The organism is Achromobacter sp. SX5 (genome assembly GCF_056711425.1).
Genome location: NZ_CM160041.1, coordinates 5,537,027 through 5,553,258, shown reverse-complemented (window position 1 = coordinate 5,553,258; position 16,232 = coordinate 5,537,027). Strand labels below are relative to the sequence as shown.

Genomic DNA, 16,232 nt, shown 5'->3' with positions numbered 1-16,232 from the left:
ACGTTTCACCCTGTCCATCAGCCTTATCGGTGTAACGAGCCGAGGGTATTGAAAAGGAACACAGTAAATGTCCACTCAAGGTTTCCTGAAGCCGCGCTCCATTGAAGTCGAACCGGTCGGCACGCACCATGCCAAGATCGTGATGGAGCCGTTCGAGCGTGGCTACGGTCACACGCTGGGCAACGCCCTGCGCCGCATCCTGCTGTCTTCGATGACCGGCTACGCGCCGACCGAAGTGCAGATGACCGGCGTGGTGCACGAATATTCGACCATCCCGGGCGTTCGCGAAGACGTCGTCGACATCCTGCTGAACCTGAAGGGCGTGGTCTTCAAGCTGCACAACCGTGACGAAGTCACCCTGGTCCTGCGCAAGACCGGCGCCGGCACCGTGCTGGCCAGCGACATCGAGCTGCCGCACGACGTCGAGATCATCAACCCCGGCCACGCCATCTGCAACCTGACCGACGCCGGCAAGCTGGAAATGCAGATCAAGGTCGAAAAGGGCCGCGGCTACGTGCCGGGCAACGTGCGCGCGCTGTCGGAAGACCGCACCCACACCATCGGCCGCATCGTGCTGGACGCCTCGTTCAGCCCGGTCCGCCGCGTCAGCTACGCGGTCGAAAGCGCCCGTGTGGAACAGCGCACCGACCTGGACAAGCTGGTCCTGGACATCGAAACCAACGGCGTGATCTCGCCCGAGGAAGCGGTGCGCCAGTCGGCCCGCATCCTGATGGACCAGATCTCGGTCTTCGCCGCCCTGGAAGGCGCCGGCGACTCGTACGAAGCCCCGGTCCGCGGCACGCCGCAGATCGACCCGGTGCTGCTGCGCCCGGTCGACGACCTGGAGCTGACGGTGCGTTCGGCCAACTGCCTGAAGGCCGAAAACATCTACTACATCGGCGACCTGATCCAGCGCACCGAGAACGAGCTGCTCAAGACCCCGAACCTGGGCCGCAAGTCGCTCAACGAAATCAAGGAAGTGCTGGCCGCACGCGGCCTGACGCTGGGCATGAAGCTCGAAAACTGGCCCCCGCTGGGCCTGGAGCGCCCCTAAGTCCTGAAAGGGAGTCCGCCCTCGCAAAGGGCGGCCCCTGCAGGCGGGCCGGGGAAATCCCGGCCGGTTTGCGAAACCGTCGTAAAATGCACCGTTTTCTACCGGACCGCAGCCTGATCGCAGGTTGATAGAAGAGCCGGCAACCCGATGGCGGAAACGCCGTCTTTAGATTCAAAGGAAACTTATCATGCGTCACGGTAATGGCTTGCGTAAGCTCAACCGCACCAGCAGTCACCGTCTTGCCATGTTCCGCAACATGGCCGTTTCGTTGATCACCCACGAAGCCATCAAGACCACGCTGCCGAAGGCGAAAGAATTGCGCCGCGTCATCGAACCCCTGATCACGCTGGGTAAAGAACCCACCCTCGCGAACAAGCGTCTGGCTTTCGCCCGTCTGCGCGACCGCGATGCCGTGGTGAAGCTGTTCGCCGAAATCGGCCCGCGCTACGCGGCCCGCAACGGCGGCTACACCCGCGTGCTGAAGATGGGCTTCCGTCAAGGCGACAACGCTCCCATGGCTTTCATGGAGCTGGTCGACCGTCCGGAAGTCGATGAAGCCGCTGAGGACAGCGCCGAGTAAATCCGGCTGCTCGATAAGCGACAAGGGCGGGTCTTCGGACCCGCCCTTGTTTTTTGCGCGCCGCCTCAGGAGGCGTGCAGTTCGGCGCGCAGCTGCTCGGCGGTCGCGGCCAGCGCGTCCGGCGCGGCCTGCGGCGGCATCCGAAAGGTCAGGTCCTGCTGCTCGATGTACTGCGTGGACGTGACGTCCTGCGGATGGTGCATCGGGATGACGTGCGCGTGCGCATGCGCGACGTGGATGCCGGTGAAGGCGAAGCCCACGCGGTCCACGCCGTACAGGCGCTTCATGTGGCGGCCGAGCTTCTGCCCCAGGTTGAGGATGTTGCCCGCCAGGTCGGCCGGCATGTCCTCGTAATAGGGGTAATGCTGCTTGGGGATGATGAGCGTGTGCCCGGGGCGCACCGGCTGGATGTCGAGAAAGGCCAGCACGCGGTCGTCTTCGTGCACGATGTGGGCGGGGATCTCGCGGCGGGCGATGCGGCAGAACAGACAGTTGTCGGACATGCGTGCCTCGGTGGTAGCGGGTTGCATGGCGGCGCGGCGGCCGTGGGTAGCCGGGCGTTGGCCGCAATACCGATAAAATACCCTGAGTTACGCCCCATACGGGCTTTCCAAGGAGACATCATGTTGCGCGATGACGACGTTGTGCTGGTCATCAGCAATGCGCCCGACCTGCTCCTGGCCAAGCGGATCGCGCACGTCCTGGTCGAAGACGGCCTGGCCGCCTGCGTGAACCTTGGCGCGCCGGGCCTGTCCATCTACATGTGGAACGGAGAAGTCGAAGGGGCTGAAGAGATCCCCATCCACATCAAGACCACCTATGCGCGCCACCAGGCCGTTGTGCAGGCCCTGGCGCAGATGCATCCGTACGACGTGCCTGAAATCATCGTGCTGCCGGTCATCGGCGGCGCCGCGCCTTATCTGGACTGGGTGCGCGAGCAGACGGCCGTCACGCCGAACAAGAGAGACTGATGTTGCAACATGCCGGTATGGTCGGCGCGCCCCGGCGCGACTTTCGCGCGGTCCGCGCTTTCTTCGGGCGCTGCCTCGCCCTGTTGGCGGCGGCGCTGCTGTTGCTGGGCTGGCAGGCCGCGGCGCGCGCCGAGGCCGAGTTCCTGGACCCTGAAAAAGCCTTCGTGTTCAGCGCCGCCATGGCCGCGCCCGACACGCTGGAGATGCGCTACCGGGTCGCGCCCGGCTACTACATGTACCGCGAGCGCTTCGGCATCACCATCAGCCCCATTGGCGCGGCCACCCTGGGCGAGGCCGTCTATCCGAAGGGCGAGGTCAAGTACGACCCGACCTTCGAGAAGGACATGGAGGTCTTCCATGAAGACGTGGTCATCCGCGTGCCCATCGCGGCCGGCGGGCAGCCGTTCACGCTGACCCTGACCGGCCAGGGCTGCGCCGACGCGGGCCTGTGCTATCCGCCCATGGACAGCAGCGTCAAGCTCACGCCGGTGGCCGGCGGCTATGCGCTGGCCGGGCCGGCGGGCGCGCCGTCCGCCGCTTCGTCCGCGGCGTCGGGCGGCCTGGGCGCGCTGGTCAACGCCGGCGATACCGGGCTGGCCGACGCGCTGGGCGGACTGGGCTGGGCCAAGACCGCGGGCGTGTTCCTGGTGCTGGGCCTGCTACTGGCGTTCACGCCCTGCGTGCTGCCCATGATTCCCATCCTGTCCTCCATCGTGGTGGGCGGCTCGGCCCAGGCCAGGCCCAGCCGCAAGCGCGGGCTGGCGCTGGCGGCCACCTACGTGCTGGGCATGTCGGTCGTGTACACCGCGCTGGGCGTGGCGGCGGGCCTGAGCGGCGCGGGCCTGGCGGCCTGGCTGCAGACTCCGTGGATACTGAGCCTCTTCGCGATCCTGCTGGCGGTGCTGGCGCTGGCCATGTTCGACGCGTTCACCTTCCAGATGCCTTCGGGCATCCAGGCGCGGCTGTCCGAGCGCGCCTCGCGCATTCCCGGCGGCCGCTACACCGGCGCGCTGCTGATGGGCGCCTTGTCGGCGCTCATCGTCGGGCCCTGCGTGGCCGCGCCGCTGGCCGGCGCGCTGCTGTACATCTCGCAGACCGGCGACGTGGTGCTGGGCGGATCGGCGCTGTTCGCGATGGCCTGGGGCATGGGCGTGCCGCTGCTGATCGTGGGCGCGTCCTCGGGCGCGCTGCTGCCCAAGGCCGGTCCGTGGATGGACGGCGTGAAACGGCTGTTCGGCATGCTGTTGCTGGCGACCGCGTGGTGGATGCTGATCCCGGTGGTGCCCACCTGGGTGCAGATGACGGGCTGGGCCTTCCTGGCGGCGGTTTCCGCCGTGATGCTGCGCGCCTTCGACGCCCTGCCCGCGGGCGCGGGCGCGGCGCGCATGTTCGGCAAGGGCGTGGGCCTGCTGCTGGCGCTGGCCGCGGCCGCGTGGCTGGTGGGCGCGGCCAGCGGCGGGCGCGACGTGCTGCAGCCGCTGTCGCACCTGGCGGCGCGCGCCGACGGGGCCGTCGCCACGGCGAACGCCGGCGGCGAAGTGCGCTTCACCCGCGTGCGCAACAACGCCGAGCTGGATGCCGTGCTGGCGCAGAGCCGCCAGCCGGTCATGCTGGATTTCTACGCGGACTGGTGCGTGTCCTGCCGCGAAATGGAGCGCTTCACCTTCACCGATCCGGGCGTCGCGCAGCGCATGGCCGGCATGGTGCTGGTGCAAGCCGACGTCACGGCCAACAACGCCGACGACCGCGCCTTGCTCAAGCGCTTCCGCCTGTTCGGCCCGCCCGGCATCATGTTCTTCGAGCCCGGCGGCAAGGAGCTGCCCGAGGCCCGCGTCGTGGGCTTCCAGGACGCCAGGCGCTTCACCGAATCGCTGGACAAGGTGCTGATGCGCTAAGCGCCTAGCCCAGGCGCGAGGCGCGCGCGTCGCGGTTCTGCCAGCCCAGTTCGGCCGAGATGGCGTCGGCGCACTGCCTGATCTCGGCCACCAGCGGGCTGCTCCAGCGCGCGTCGAACACCCCGGCCGCGCCGATCGCGGTGATGACGAGCACCACGTTGCCGTTGGAATCGAACACCGGCGCGCTCAACCCGTTGATGCCGGGTATCGGGTCGCCGACCGCGCGCGCCACGCCGCGCTGGCGCACTTCTTTCAAGGTCTGCTCGAACTTCTCGCTCCTGGCCCGCGACGGCACCGCGCCCAGGCGCAGGAAGTCCTCGTGCAGCAGGCTTTCTATCTTCTTGGGCGGCAGCAGCGCCGCGAACACCTTGCCGGTGGCGGTGTTGGTCAGCGACATCACGGTGCCGGTGCGCATGTTGACGTGGATCGGGTAGTTGGACTCGTGCAGGTGCACGATCACCGGACCCAGATTGCCCAGCACCGCGATGGCGATGGTCTGGCCGGTTTTTTCGGCGAGCTCGCGCGTCATGGGCACGGCGATCTTGATGGGATCGAGCCGGTGCAGCGCGGCCAGCCCGAGCTGCAGCGCCAGCGGGCCCAGCTCGTATTCGCCGGTGCTGGCGTCCTGCCGGACCAGGCCCAGGTTGCCGTAGCTCACCAGGTAGGCGTGGGCGTTGGCGCCCGACATCCCGGCAGCCTTGGCCAGGGCGCCCAGTGGCAGCGAGGACGAGTGCTCCAGCAGCGCAAGCAGCAGCTTGCCGCCGACTTCGATGGATTGGATGCCGCGCCTGCGCGGCGATTTGACGGAGGGTTGGGCGGCGCTGCGCGCGCCGGCGGTGGTGTGGGCAGTCATTTTTCTTTATCGAACGTGATCGCCTATGTTAGTACTTTCGCAACTAGCGAATCCTATTGACAGTATCAAATCACTTATCTACAGTCGCTACAAGAACAAAGCCATCCCGGCCCCGAGGGCGGGACAAGGCCACCCAGTGGGTATGGAGACAACGTGGAAGATACTCGTCAATACGACTGCGACGTGCTGGTCGTCGGGTCGGGCGCGTCCGGTATGTCGGCGGCGATCACCGCGGCCACGGCGGGCCTGAAGGTCCTTATCGTTGAAAAAGAGCCGCGCTTCGGCGGCTCCACCGCGCGTTCGGGCGGCTGGCTCTGGATTCCGGGCACGTCCCTGGCCAAGGCGCAGGGCATGCACGAAACCCCCGACGAAGCGCGCGCCTACCTGCGCCACGAGGCCGGCGACAGCTACAACGCCGAGCGCGTGGACGCATTCCTGGAGCACGGGCCGCGGGCCGTGGACTTCTTCACCTCGCAGACCGAGGTGCAGTTCGACATGCCGCTGGTGTTTCCCGACTATCACGCCGAAGCGCCGGGCGGCAAACAGGGCGGCCGCTCGATGGTGGCGCGGCCCTACGACGGCCGCAGGCTAGGCGCCCACGTCCGCGACCTGGCGCCGGCGCTGCCCGAGCTGACCGTGTTCGGCATGATGCTGGGTTCGGGCAAGGAGATCGTGCACTTCATGCGCGCGACGCGCTCGCCGGCCTCGGCCTGGTACGTGGCCAGGCGCCTGACCAGGCATTTCCTGGACGTGGCCAAACATGGGCGCGGCATGACGCTGACCAACGGCAACGCGCTCGCGGGCCGGCTGGCCGCCAGCGCGTTCAAGCTGGGCATTGCGCTGTGGCTGCGCGCCCCGGCCCGCTCGCTCATCATCGAAGACGGGGCCGTGCGCGGCGCGGTGGTGCAGCGCGACGGCGCCACGGTGCAGGTGCGCGCCGCGCGCGCGGTGGTGCTGGCCGCCGGCGGCTTTCCGTACGACATCGAGCGGCGCAAGCGGCTGTACGCGCATGCGCCCACGGGCACGGAGCATTATTCGCCGTCGCCCGCCGGCAATACCGGCGACGGCTTGCGCCTGGCGGAGAGCGCCGGCGCCTGCGTCAACACGGCGCTGCCCAACGCCGCCGCCTGGGTGCCGGTGTCCGTGGTTACGCGCAAGGACGGCAGCCCCGGCTACATGCCGCATTTCATCGACCGCGCCAAGCCGGGCGTCATCGCCGTGACGCGCCAGGGCAGGCGCTTCGTCAACGAGGGCAGCTCGTACCATGACTTCGTGCAGCAGATGGTACGCGCCTGCCAGGGACAGGACGAGATCTGCGCCTGGCTGATCTGCGACCACCGGACGCTGCGCAAGTACGGCCTGGGCAGCGTCGCGCCGTTTCCGCTGCCCATCAAGCGCTATCTGGAAACCGGCTACCTGACGCGGGCCGCGACGGTGGCTGAACTGGCGCAGAAGACCGGCATCGACGCCGGCAGCCTGCGCCAGACGGTCGAGGCCTTCAACCGCGAGGCCGCGCTGGGGCGCGATCCCGAATTCGGCAAGGGCAGCATGGCCTACAACCGCTACCAGGGCGATGCGCTGCACGGCCCCAATCCCTGCGTGGCGCCGCTAGTGAAAGCGCCGTTCTACGCGATCAAGGTCATGATCGGCGACATCGGAACCTTCGCCGGCCTGAAGGTCGACGGCGAGGGCCGCGCGCTGAACGCGCAGGGCGAGGTCATCGCCGGCCTGTACGCGGTGGGCAACGACGCGTGCAGCATCATGGGCGGCAATTATCCCGGCGCGGGCATCACGCTGGGGCCGGCCCTGACCTTCGGCTACATCGCCGGACAGAGCATCGCCGCCGCCGCCAAGGCCGCGGCGGCCACACCTGCGCAGGCCACGGCATGAGCGCGGCGCGGCAAGGCGGTTCGGCGAGCGCCGCGCCAGCAGGCCTGCTGCAAGGCAGGCTCGCGCTGGTCACCGGAGCGGGGCAGGGCAACGGACGCGCATTGGCGCTGGGCCTGGCGGCCGCGGGCGCGCGCGTGGTGGCGACCGACCTGCGGGCCGACAGCGCCGCGCAGACGGCCGAGGACATCGCCGCCGCCGGCGGCCAGGCCTGGAGCCATGCGCTGGACGTGACGGACCTGGAAGCCTGCGCGGCCGTTGCGGCGCGGGTCCGGCGCGAAGCGGGCCCGATCGACGTGCTGGTCAACAACGCCGGCATCCTGATCCGCGAGGGCATGGACAGCCCGCGCGCGGCCGAGAACTGGCGGCGCGTGCTGGACGTGAACCTGAACGGCAGCTTCAACATGATCCACGCCTTCCTGGAAGCGCTGCGCGCGACCCGCGGCGTCATCATCAATGTCGGCTCGATCGCGTCGTTCGCCGGCGTGGGCGCGACGCTGGGGTACTCGCCGTCCAAGGGCGGCGTGAAGATGATGACGCAGGCGATGGCGCGCGATCTCGCGCCCGACGGCATCCGCGTCAACGCCATCGCGCCCGGCGTCATCGAGACGCCGATGACGCAGTACACGCGCGACGATCCCGCCCGCCTGGCCGGCTTTATGCAGCGCATACCGCTGGGACGGCTGGGCCAGCCCGAGGACCTGGTCGGTCCCGTCGTGTTCCTGGCCTCGCCGATGGCGCAGTACGTGACGGGCGTGTCCCTGCCGGTGGACGGAGGCTATCTGGCGGTATAGCGGGGACGGGAACAAGCATCATCGAAGTGCGGCACATCCGAAAAAAACACAGGAGACAACGATGAAGGCAACAGGCATTTTCTCCACCTTGTCCAAGGCGGCCATGATGTGCGCGCTGGCCATCGGCGCGCAGGCCCAGGCCCAGGACATCAAGATCGGCTTCAACGGCGACCTGTCGGCCTCGCCCTCGGCGCAGAGCGGGCAGGCCGCGGTGCTGGGGCTGCGCACCGCCATCGACGACATCAACGCGGCCGGCGGCCTGCTGGGGCGCAAGGTGGTGCTGGTGGTGCGCGACGACCTGTCGCAGCCGCCCAAGTCGATCCAGAACATGACCGACCTGATCGACAACGAGAAAGTGGCGGCGATCGTCGGCCCCACCAACTCGGGCAATGCGCTGGCCTGGAAGCACATTCCGAACCAGAAGAAGATTCCGGTCATGGGCGCCATCGGGTCGGGCACCGACATCACCAAGCCGGTGCGCGCGGGCGCCGACAACTACATGTTCCGCGTCGGCATGGTGGACCGGGAGCAGGTCGAGGGCGTGATCGGCTACCTGAAGAAGAATCCCAAGGTCAAGAACGTGGGCTTCATGATCGAGACCACCGGCTATGGCCAGAGCGCGCTCAAGGACCTGGAGGCGGTCGGCCCGGCGCAGGGCATCAAGGCCGCGGCGGTGGAGAAGTTCGGCGTGGCCGACACCGACATGACTTCGCAGCTCAACAAGCTCAAGGCCGCGGGCGTGGACACCGTGGTGATCTGGGCGCAGAGCACGCCGATCGCGCACGTGTTCCGCAGCATGGAGAAGATCAACTGGTTCCCGCTGACGCTGACGTCCTGGGCGGCCGACAACATCGCGTTCTACGACACGGCCGGCAAGACGCTGTCGGAAAAGCCCTTCTTCCTGCGCACCATCACCGACAACCGCACGCCCGCGCAGCAGAAGCTGTATGACCGGGTTTCGGCCAAGATGACTTCGCCCACCGCCTTCGGCTTCCTGGCGCATGCCTACGACGGCATGAACCTGCTCGCCATGGCGATCAAGCAGGCCGGCACGACCGACGGCGACAAGGTGCGCCTGGCGCTGGAGAACCTGCAGGGCACTTACGAGGGCGCCATGAAGACCTACGAGAAGCCGTTCTCGGCCACCGTGCACGACGCGCTGCTGGTGGGCGACTACAAGTGGGCGCACTGGCAGGACGGCAAGCTGGTGCCGTATGCCGACGACGTGACGGCGATGGCCGCGAAGTAGCTGCGAGGCCCTCATGTTGGCGACATTGCTGCAGGCGCTCGTCAGCGGGCTGGCCGTGGGAGGCGCGTATGCGCTGGTGGCGCTGGGTTTCAGCATCACCTACACCACGACCCGCACGCTGAATTTCGGGCATGGAGAGTTCGTGTCGGTGGGCGCGTTCGTGGGCGTGGGCGCGCTGTTCCTGCTGGCCGGCAAGCCGGTCACCACGGCGGCGTTCACCGGACTGGACCTGAGCGGCTGGCAGTACCTGCTGGCGGGGCTGGCCGCGGTGGCGGCGATGGGGCTGCTGGGCATGCTGCTGTACGTGTTCGGCGTCAAGCCGTTCGCCGCGCGCCCGGGAATGGCCTGGGTCATGAGCACGCTGGGCTTCGGCATCCTGCTGCAGAGCACGGCCTTCGCGGTCTGGGGGCCGGCGCCGGTCACCGTGCCCGCGCCGTTCGGCGACGAGGTGATCCGCGTGTTCGGCGCAGGCGTGCGCAGCCAGGAACTGCTGCTGCTGGCGGTGGCCGTCACCGTCATGCTGCTGTTCGACCGCGTCATGAACCGCACCGTGCTGGGCAAGGCGATGCGGGCGGTGGCGGCGAACCCGGCGGTGGCCAACCTGATGGGCATCAACGTCAACGCGATCATGACCGGCGCCTTCTTCGCCAGTTCGGCGCTGGCCGGGCTGGCGGGTTTCCTGGTCGCGCCCATCACGTCGGCGTCGATCTTCATGGGTCTGGCCATCGGCCTGAAGGGTTTTTCCGGCGCCATGATAGGGGGGCTGTCCAACCCGCGCGGCTGCGTGCTGGGCGGTTTCGTGCTGGGCATCCTGGAGTCGTACGTGAACCTGTGGCAGTCGCAGTGGCGCGAGGTCGCGGTGTTCGCGCTGGTGATCCTGGTGCTCGCGGTCAGGCCCACCGGCCTGTTCGGCAAGCGGCTGGTGGAGAAGGTATGAAGCGGCACGGCCAAACCCTGATCGCGGTGGCGCTGGCGGCGGCGCTGGCGGCGTTCGCCGCGCTGGTGGACAACGATTACTACCTGCGCATCGTCTTCATGGCCTGCGTGTACTACCTGTGCGCGGCCGGCGTGAACGTGCTGGTGGGCTATGCCGGCCAGAAGTCGCTGGGCCAGGCGGGCCTGTTCGCCGCGGGCGCCTACACGGCCGCGCTGCTGACCTCGCGCTGGCAGCTCGATCCGTGGCTGGCGCTGGCGACCGCGCCCGTGGTGGCCGGCGTCTTCGGCGTGCTGATCGCGCTGCCGTCGCTGCGCGTGAAAGGCCCATACCTGGCCATGGTGACGCTGGCGTTCGGCATCGTGGTGGAGAAGATCGTCACCGAGTGGGTCGACGTGTTCGGCGGACCGTCGGGCCTGTTCGGCATCATGCCGCTGACCTGGGGCGGCGAGGCGTTCACCAACCAGCAATGGGTGTGGTTCGCGCTGGCGCTGTGCGTGGTTACGCAGCTGCTGCTGCGCAACGTGCTGGACGGACGCTTCGGGCGCGCGCTGCTTTCGGTGCAGGCCGACGAGATCGCCTCGTCCTCGGTCGGGGTCAGGGTGTACCGCGCCAAGGTCATCGCCTTCGTGGTGGCGGCCGTGACCTGCGGCATCGCGGGGGCGCTGGTGGCCCAGCAGAACCAGTACATCAATTCCGACTTCATCACCTTCAACCTGTCCATCTTCATCCTGCTGCTGGTGCTGTTCGGCGGCGCCGGCTCGAAGGCCGGGCCGGCGGTCGGCGCGATCGCGCTGACCGTGATCGACGCGCTGCTGGCGCGCTGGCCGTCGGTGCAGCATTTCTTCTACGGCGCGCTGCTGCTGTTCGCGCTGTACTTCATGCCCGGCGGCGTCATGGGGCTGTTCGCGCCGCGCGCGCGGCGCGTGGCGGACGCGCAGCCGCGGCAGGAGGGAGAGCCGGCGCCCGCGCAGCGCACGCCGGCCGGGGGCCAGGACGAGCTGCTGCTGGTGGTCGAGAACCTGTGCAAGGCCTATGGCGGCGTGAAGCCGGCGCAGGATATTTCCTTCTGCCTGCGCCGCGGCCACGTGCATGCGCTGATCGGCCCCAACGGCGCGGGCAAGAGCACCCTCATCAACATGCTCAGCGGCGTGGTGCAGCCCGACGCGGGCGTGGTGCGCTTTCGCGGCGCCGACATCGCCGGCGAGCGCCCGCACGCCATCTGCGCGCTTGGCATCGGCCGCAGCTTCCAGAACCTGCGCCTGTTCGGCGAGCTGTCGGTGCTGGACAACGTGCTGCTGGGCCGACACAGCCGCATGAAGAACGGTTTCTGGGCGTCGCTGCTGGGCCTGCCCGGGGCGCGCGCCGAAGAGCGCCGCGCGCGCGAGCACGCCGGGCGGCTGGTGCGCATGGTGGGCCTGGCGCATCTGGCCGACACGCCCGCGGGCAGCCTGCCTTACGGCCTGCAGCGGCGCGTGGAGCTGGCGCGCGCGCTGGCCACCGAGCCGGCGCTGCTGCTGCTGGACGAACCGGCCGCGGGCCTGAATCCCCAGGAGACGGCGGAACTGGGCGAACTGCTGCTGCGCGTCGGCGCCTCCTGCGGCATCACCCTGCTGATGGTCGAGCACCACATGGACCTGGTGATGGCGATATCGGACCACGTGATCGTGCTGGACTACGGCATCAAGATCGCCGAAGGCGTGCCGGCGCAGGTGCAGGCCGACAAGCGCGTGATCGAGGCTTACCTCGGGACCGGCATGGCCTGAGCCCGGACTCACATTCATCGACAGGCCGCAAGACGATGCTGAAACTAGAATCCGTGCAGATTTCGTATGGCGCCATCCAGGCCGTGCGCGACGTATCGCTGGAGATACGCGCCGGCGAGATCGTGACCATCATCGGCGCCAACGGCGCGGGCAAGAGCACGCTGCTCAAGGGCGTGGCCGGGCTGGAGTCGCTGCAGGGCGGCCGGGTCACGTTCGACGGGCGCGACATCACGCCGGTGCCGGCGCATCGGCGCGTCGGCCTGGGCCTGGCGCTGTCGCCGGAAGGGCGGGGCGTGTTCGCCGACCAGACGGTCTACGACAACCTGGCGCTGGGCGCCTACCTGCGGCGCCGCGATCCGGCCGCGGTGGCCGAGGGCGTGGAGCGCGGCTACCGGCTGTTCCCGCGCCTGCGCGAACGCCGCGACCAGCTCGCCGGCACGCTGTCCGGCGGCGAGCAGCAGATGCTGGCGATGGCGCGCGCGCTGATGAGCGCGCCCCGCCTGCTGTGCCTGGACGAACCCTCGCTGGGGCTGGCGCCGCTGATCGTGCAGGACATCTTCGCCGCCATCCGCAAGCTGCGCGACGACGGCCTGACCATCGTGCTGGTCGAACAGATGGCCAACCAGGCGCTGGGCGTGGCCGACCGCGCCTATGTGCTGGAAACCGGGCGCATCACGTTGAGCGGCAGCGGCGCCGAGCTGCTGCGCGACCCCGGCGTGCGCGCGGCCTATCTCGGCGCGCATTGAGTCCGCGCGCCGGGCGCGATACCATGTCCGCTGCGCCGCGTGGGCGGCGCCCTCATCCCCTTCAGGCCGGCGCCGTGACGTCCCCTACAGTTGATGCAAGCCAGGACCGCACCGGTCTTATCTATCTTCAATTGATGTTCGTCATGGCCACGTGGGGCCTGAACATCGTCTCCATCAAATACCTGACGCAGCACATGGACGTGCAGGCGCTGGCGGCCGTGCGCATCGTGATCGCCTTCGCCGCCGTCACCTTCATCATCAAGGCGCGCCGCGGCCGCATTCCCAGGCTGGGCCGCGCCGAACTGGTCTGGGTCGCGCTGGCCGGATTCCTGGTGGTGTACGCGCACCAGGTGGCGCTGGTCTCGGGGCTGCGCCTGTCTTCGGCGGCCAACGGCACGCTCATCATGGCCACCAGCCCGCTGCTGTCGGCGCTGCTGGCCGCGCTGTTCTACCGCGAGCGGCTGACGCCGTCGCGCATCGCCGGCGCGCTGCTGGGGCTGCTGGGCGTGGGCATGGTGGTGGCCGGCAGCGGCGGGCGCTTCGGGCTGACCGGCTGGGGCGACGCCATCGTGTTCGTGGCGGTGCTGGTCTTCGTCTGCGGCGGGCTGGTGATCCAGCGCATGTCGCGCATGATGGACCCGCTGGGCATGCTCTGGTACATGTACCTCGCCGGCGGCCTCATGCTGGTCGCGCATGCGCTGCTGACGCCGGCCTCCTATGACGCGGAGATGTGGCTGATGTCGTGGTGGCCGTGGGTGGTGCTGCTGTACTCGGCGGTCATCGCCTCGGGGGTCAGCAACATCGTGTGGAACGCCGGCATCGCGCGGCTGGGCATCAGCCGCGCGGCGCTGTTCGTGAACTGGCTGCCGATCTTCGGGCTGCTGTTCGCGGCGCTGTTCCTGGACGAGGCCGTCACGCCCACGCACGTGGCCGGGCTGGCCTGCGTGCTGGGCGGAACCTGGCTGGGCCTGCGGCGCGTCAGCGCGCGTTCTTAAGCAGGCGCGCGGCTTCGATCGCGAAGTAGGTGAGGATGCCGTCGGCGCCGGCGCGCTTGAACGCCAGCAGCGCTTCCATCATGACCTTGTCGTGGTCGAGCCAGCCGTTGGCCGAGGCGGCCTTGATCATGGCGTATTCGCCGCTGACCTGATAGGCGAAGGTCGGCACCCGGAAGGCGTCCTTCACGCGGCGCAGCACGTCCAGGTAGGGCATGCCGGGCTTGACCATGACCATGTCGGCGCCTTCCTGCAGGTCGGCGGCCACTTCGCGCAGCGCTTCGTCCAGGTTGCCCGGGTCCATCTGGTAGGCCATTTTGTTGGACTTGCCCAGGTTGCTGGCCGAGCCCACCGCGTCGCGGAACGGGCCGTAGAAGGCGCTGGCGTACTTGGCCGAGTAGGCCATGATCTGCGTGTGGATGTGGCCGTTGGCTTCGAGCGCGCGGCGCACGGCGCCGATGCGGCCGTCCATCATGTCGCTGGGGGCGACCATGTCGACGCCGGCGTCGGCCTGGGCCAGCGCCTGCTTGACCAGGATCTCGACGGTAGGCTCGTTCAGCACGTAGCCGTTTTCGTCGATGACCCCGTCCTGGCCGTGGCTGGTGTACGGGTCCAGCGCCACGTCGCACAGCACGCCCAGCTCGGGGAAGCGGCGCTTGAGCTCGCGCACCACGGTCGGGATCAGGCCGTCGGGATTGATGGCTTCGATGCCGTCGGGCGTCTTGAGCGAGGGCTCGATGGCGGGAAACAGCGCCAGCACCGGAATGCCCAGCGCCACGCATTCCTCGGCCACCGGCAGCAGCGTGTCCAGCGAATAGCGGACCACGCCGGGCAGCGAAGGCACCGCCTGCTGCAGGCCCGAGCCTTCGGCCACGAACACGGGATAGATCAGATCGTTGACCGTCAGCGCGTTCTCGCGGACCAGGCGGCGCGTGAAATCGTCGCGGCGCAGGCGGCGCGGACGGGAGACCGGGAATTCGGGGGAGATGATCTGCGGGTTCATGGTACGACCTTCGGTGAAATCCAGTTTTCGATGTGCGCGCCGGCCTCTTCCAGCCCGATGCGCTCGGGCGCCGAGAAGGGAACGGTGTGCAGGGCGCCGATATCGGCCAGATCCTTGCGCACCGCGAACACGGTGCGCATGCGCTGGCCGTAGGGCAGCTTGTCGGCCTTGGTCAGCAGCGCCAGCACCGGGCGGCCGGTGGGGGCGATGAAATTGGCCAGGCGCCGGTCCAGTTCGGTGACGCCGCGGCGGATGTCGATCAGCAGCACGATGCCGACCAGCGATTCGCGGTCGCGCAGATAGCCGCCCAGGATGTCCGCCCATTTTTCCTTTTCGTCGCGGGCCACCGACGCATAGCCGTAGCCGGGCAAGTCGACGAGAAAGCCGATCTGGCCTTCGGGGTCCAGCGGGTCGGGCAGGCCGAACATATTGATCAGGCGCGTGCGGCCCGGCGTCTTGCTGGAGAACGCGAGACGGCGCTGGTTGCACAGCACGTTGATGGCCGTGGACTTGCCGGCGTTGGAGCGGCCGACGAAGCAGACCTCGGGGGCGCCGGCGGCCGGCAGCTGGTCGAGGCGAGCCGCGGAAGTGAAGAAGGAGGCGCGATGTAGGAGGGACACGGATGGCTTCGGATGCGGTTGGTTTCAAGCCCTATTGTATAATCCGGCGTTTGCAACAGTGGTCCCCGTGCGCGGAGCCGTCTTTTTTGGCTCGATACGGTATATCCGGGTGTGCGGGTAGGCGTGGGCGCCTTTTTGCGCCTTGATCGATGCGATTCGTCGAGGTCTTCATGAAGCGTGTGCTGTCCCGGATGTTGGTTGCGAGCGGGCTGTTGCTCGGCGCCTCCGCCTTATCTACTACGAGTTTCGCCGCCGAAGGCGCTGCGGGCCCGGCCAAACCAGATGCCGCCAAGGGCGGGCAGCTGTTCGAGCAGGGGGACGCCGCCAGAGGCATCATTTCCTGCGCGTCCTGTCATGGCGCGGCCGGCAACAGCACCATCCCGGCGAACCCCAACCTGGCCGCGCAGCCGCACGAATACCTCGCCAAGCAACTGGCCGACTTCCAGGTCAAGTCCGGCGCCAAGGTGCCCACGCGCAACGGCCCCGAGGGCAATCCCACCCCGATGACGGCCATGGCGCAGAACCTGACGCCGGCCGACATGCAGAACATCGCGCTCTACCTGGCGCAGCAGCCGCTCAAGGAGCCGGCCACCGCCGGTCATGAGAACCTGGTTGATCTGGGTCAAAGAATCTGGCGCGGCGGTTTGCCCGAACGCAACGTTCCGGCGTGCGCGGCGTGCCATTCTGCCAATGGCGCGGGCATGCCCGCCCAATACCCCCGTCTGTCGGGCCAGTTCCCGATGTATATCGAAGCGCAGCTGAAGCTGTTCCGCAGCGGCGATCGCAAGAACGACATCATGTTCGCCATTGCCGATCGCATGTCGGATGCCGATATCAAGGCGGTCTCGGACTACGCAGCCGGTCTGCGATAGGCGCTTGCCCGCAACG

16 protein-coding genes are annotated in these 16,232 nt (G+C 68.4%); 12 read left to right on the top strand and 4 right to left on the bottom strand.

Annotated features, from left to right (window positions below):
- The first annotated feature begins 67 nt into the window (after window positions 1-67).
- Together AC1M14_RS26075 and rplQ are read left to right on the top strand one after the other, a co-directional pair.
- Window positions 68-1,054, top strand: coding sequence for a DNA-directed RNA polymerase subunit alpha (locus AC1M14_RS26075; RefSeq protein ID WP_006216514.1), 987 nt, complete (start codon window positions 68-70; stop codon window positions 1,052-1,054).
- A 187-nt stretch (window positions 1,055-1,241) separates the two neighbouring features.
- Complete coding sequence (rplQ, locus tag AC1M14_RS26070) at window positions 1,242-1,634, top strand: 50S ribosomal protein L17 (RefSeq protein ID WP_006389635.1); 393 nt, start codon at window positions 1,242-1,244, stop codon at window positions 1,632-1,634.
- 65 nt (window positions 1,635-1,699) lie between these two features.
- On the opposite strand, the gene AC1M14_RS26065 is transcribed toward rplQ, so the two are convergent.
- Window positions 1,700-2,137, bottom strand: a complete 438-nt coding sequence (locus AC1M14_RS26065; RefSeq protein ID WP_102775044.1) for an HIT family protein — start codon at window positions 2,135-2,137, stop codon at window positions 1,700-1,702.
- A 120-nt stretch (window positions 2,138-2,257) separates the two neighbouring features.
- Here AC1M14_RS26065 and cutA point away from each other — a divergent pair, with 120 nt between their 5' ends.
- A complete protein-coding gene (gene cutA, locus AC1M14_RS26060; protein WP_102775045.1) occupies window positions 2,258-2,605 on the top strand; it encodes a divalent-cation tolerance protein CutA in 348 nt (115 codons plus the stop codon).
- Window positions 2,605-4,500: a protein-disulfide reductase DsbD gene (gene dsbD / locus AC1M14_RS26055; protein WP_479730693.1), complete on the top strand. Its 1,896-nt coding sequence runs from the start codon at window positions 2,605-2,607 to the stop codon at window positions 4,498-4,500. Before cutA ends, dsbD begins: the two co-directional genes overlap by 1 nt.
- 4 nt (window positions 4,501-4,504) lie before the next feature.
- Here dsbD and AC1M14_RS26050 read toward each other — a convergent pair whose 3' ends face one another.
- Window positions 4,505-5,353, bottom strand: coding sequence for an IclR family transcriptional regulator (locus AC1M14_RS26050; protein ID WP_102775047.1), 849 nt, complete (start codon window positions 5,351-5,353; stop codon window positions 4,505-4,507).
- A gap of 213 nt (window positions 5,354-5,566) precedes the next feature.
- On the opposite strand from AC1M14_RS26050, the gene AC1M14_RS26045 reads away from it, so the two are divergent.
- The 7 genes from AC1M14_RS26045 (at window position 5,567) to AC1M14_RS26015 (ending at window position 13,724) form a co-directional block, all read left to right on the top strand.
- Window positions 5,567-7,243: an FAD-dependent oxidoreductase gene (locus tag AC1M14_RS26045; protein WP_479731840.1), complete on the top strand. Its 1,677-nt coding sequence runs from the start codon at window positions 5,567-5,569 to the stop codon at window positions 7,241-7,243.
- Window positions 7,240-8,034 (top strand): SDR family NAD(P)-dependent oxidoreductase, encoded by a 795-nt coding sequence (locus AC1M14_RS26040; RefSeq protein ID WP_111826953.1) that lies wholly within the window; start codon window positions 7,240-7,242, stop codon window positions 8,032-8,034. The genes AC1M14_RS26045 and AC1M14_RS26040 overlap by 4 nt, the downstream gene beginning before the upstream one ends.
- A gap of 61 nt (window positions 8,035-8,095) precedes the next feature.
- Window positions 8,096-9,283, top strand: a complete 1,188-nt coding sequence (locus AC1M14_RS26035) for an ABC transporter substrate-binding protein (protein ID WP_479730692.1) — start codon at window positions 8,096-8,098, stop codon at window positions 9,281-9,283.
- Window positions 9,284-9,296: 13 nt separating this feature from the next.
- Window positions 9,297-10,220, top strand: coding sequence for a branched-chain amino acid ABC transporter permease (locus AC1M14_RS26030; protein ID WP_479730691.1), 924 nt, complete (start codon window positions 9,297-9,299; stop codon window positions 10,218-10,220).
- Window positions 10,217-11,983: a branched-chain amino acid ABC transporter ATP-binding protein/permease gene (locus tag AC1M14_RS26025; protein WP_479730690.1), complete on the top strand. Its 1,767-nt coding sequence runs from the start codon at window positions 10,217-10,219 to the stop codon at window positions 11,981-11,983. Before AC1M14_RS26030 ends, AC1M14_RS26025 begins: the two co-directional genes overlap by 4 nt.
- Window positions 11,984-12,018: 35 nt before the next feature.
- Entirely contained in the window at window positions 12,019-12,729 is a 711-nt protein-coding gene (locus AC1M14_RS26020; protein ID WP_479730689.1) for an ABC transporter ATP-binding protein, read from the top strand.
- 134 nt (window positions 12,730-12,863) lie between these two features.
- Complete coding sequence (locus AC1M14_RS26015; protein ID WP_209165922.1) at window positions 12,864-13,724, top strand: DMT family transporter; 861 nt, start codon at window positions 12,864-12,866, stop codon at window positions 13,722-13,724.
- Here the strand turns inward: AC1M14_RS26015 and hemB are convergent.
- Together hemB and yihA are read right to left on the bottom strand one after the other, a co-directional pair.
- Window positions 13,708-14,724, bottom strand: coding sequence for a porphobilinogen synthase (gene hemB, locus AC1M14_RS26010; RefSeq protein WP_102775052.1), 1,017 nt, complete (start codon window positions 14,722-14,724; stop codon window positions 13,708-13,710). The two genes, AC1M14_RS26015 and hemB, sit on opposite strands and share 17 nt — an antisense overlap.
- Window positions 14,721-15,344, bottom strand: coding sequence for a ribosome biogenesis GTP-binding protein YihA/YsxC (yihA, locus tag AC1M14_RS26005; RefSeq protein ID WP_102775053.1), 624 nt, complete (start codon window positions 15,342-15,344; stop codon window positions 14,721-14,723). The genes hemB and yihA overlap by 4 nt, the downstream gene beginning before the upstream one ends.
- A gap of 170 nt (window positions 15,345-15,514) precedes the next feature.
- Here yihA and AC1M14_RS26000 point away from each other — a divergent pair, with 170 nt between their 5' ends.
- Entirely contained in the window at window positions 15,515-16,216 is a 702-nt protein-coding gene (locus tag AC1M14_RS26000; protein ID WP_102775367.1) for a c-type cytochrome, read from the top strand.
- Window positions 16,217-16,232: the final 16 nt, after the last annotated feature.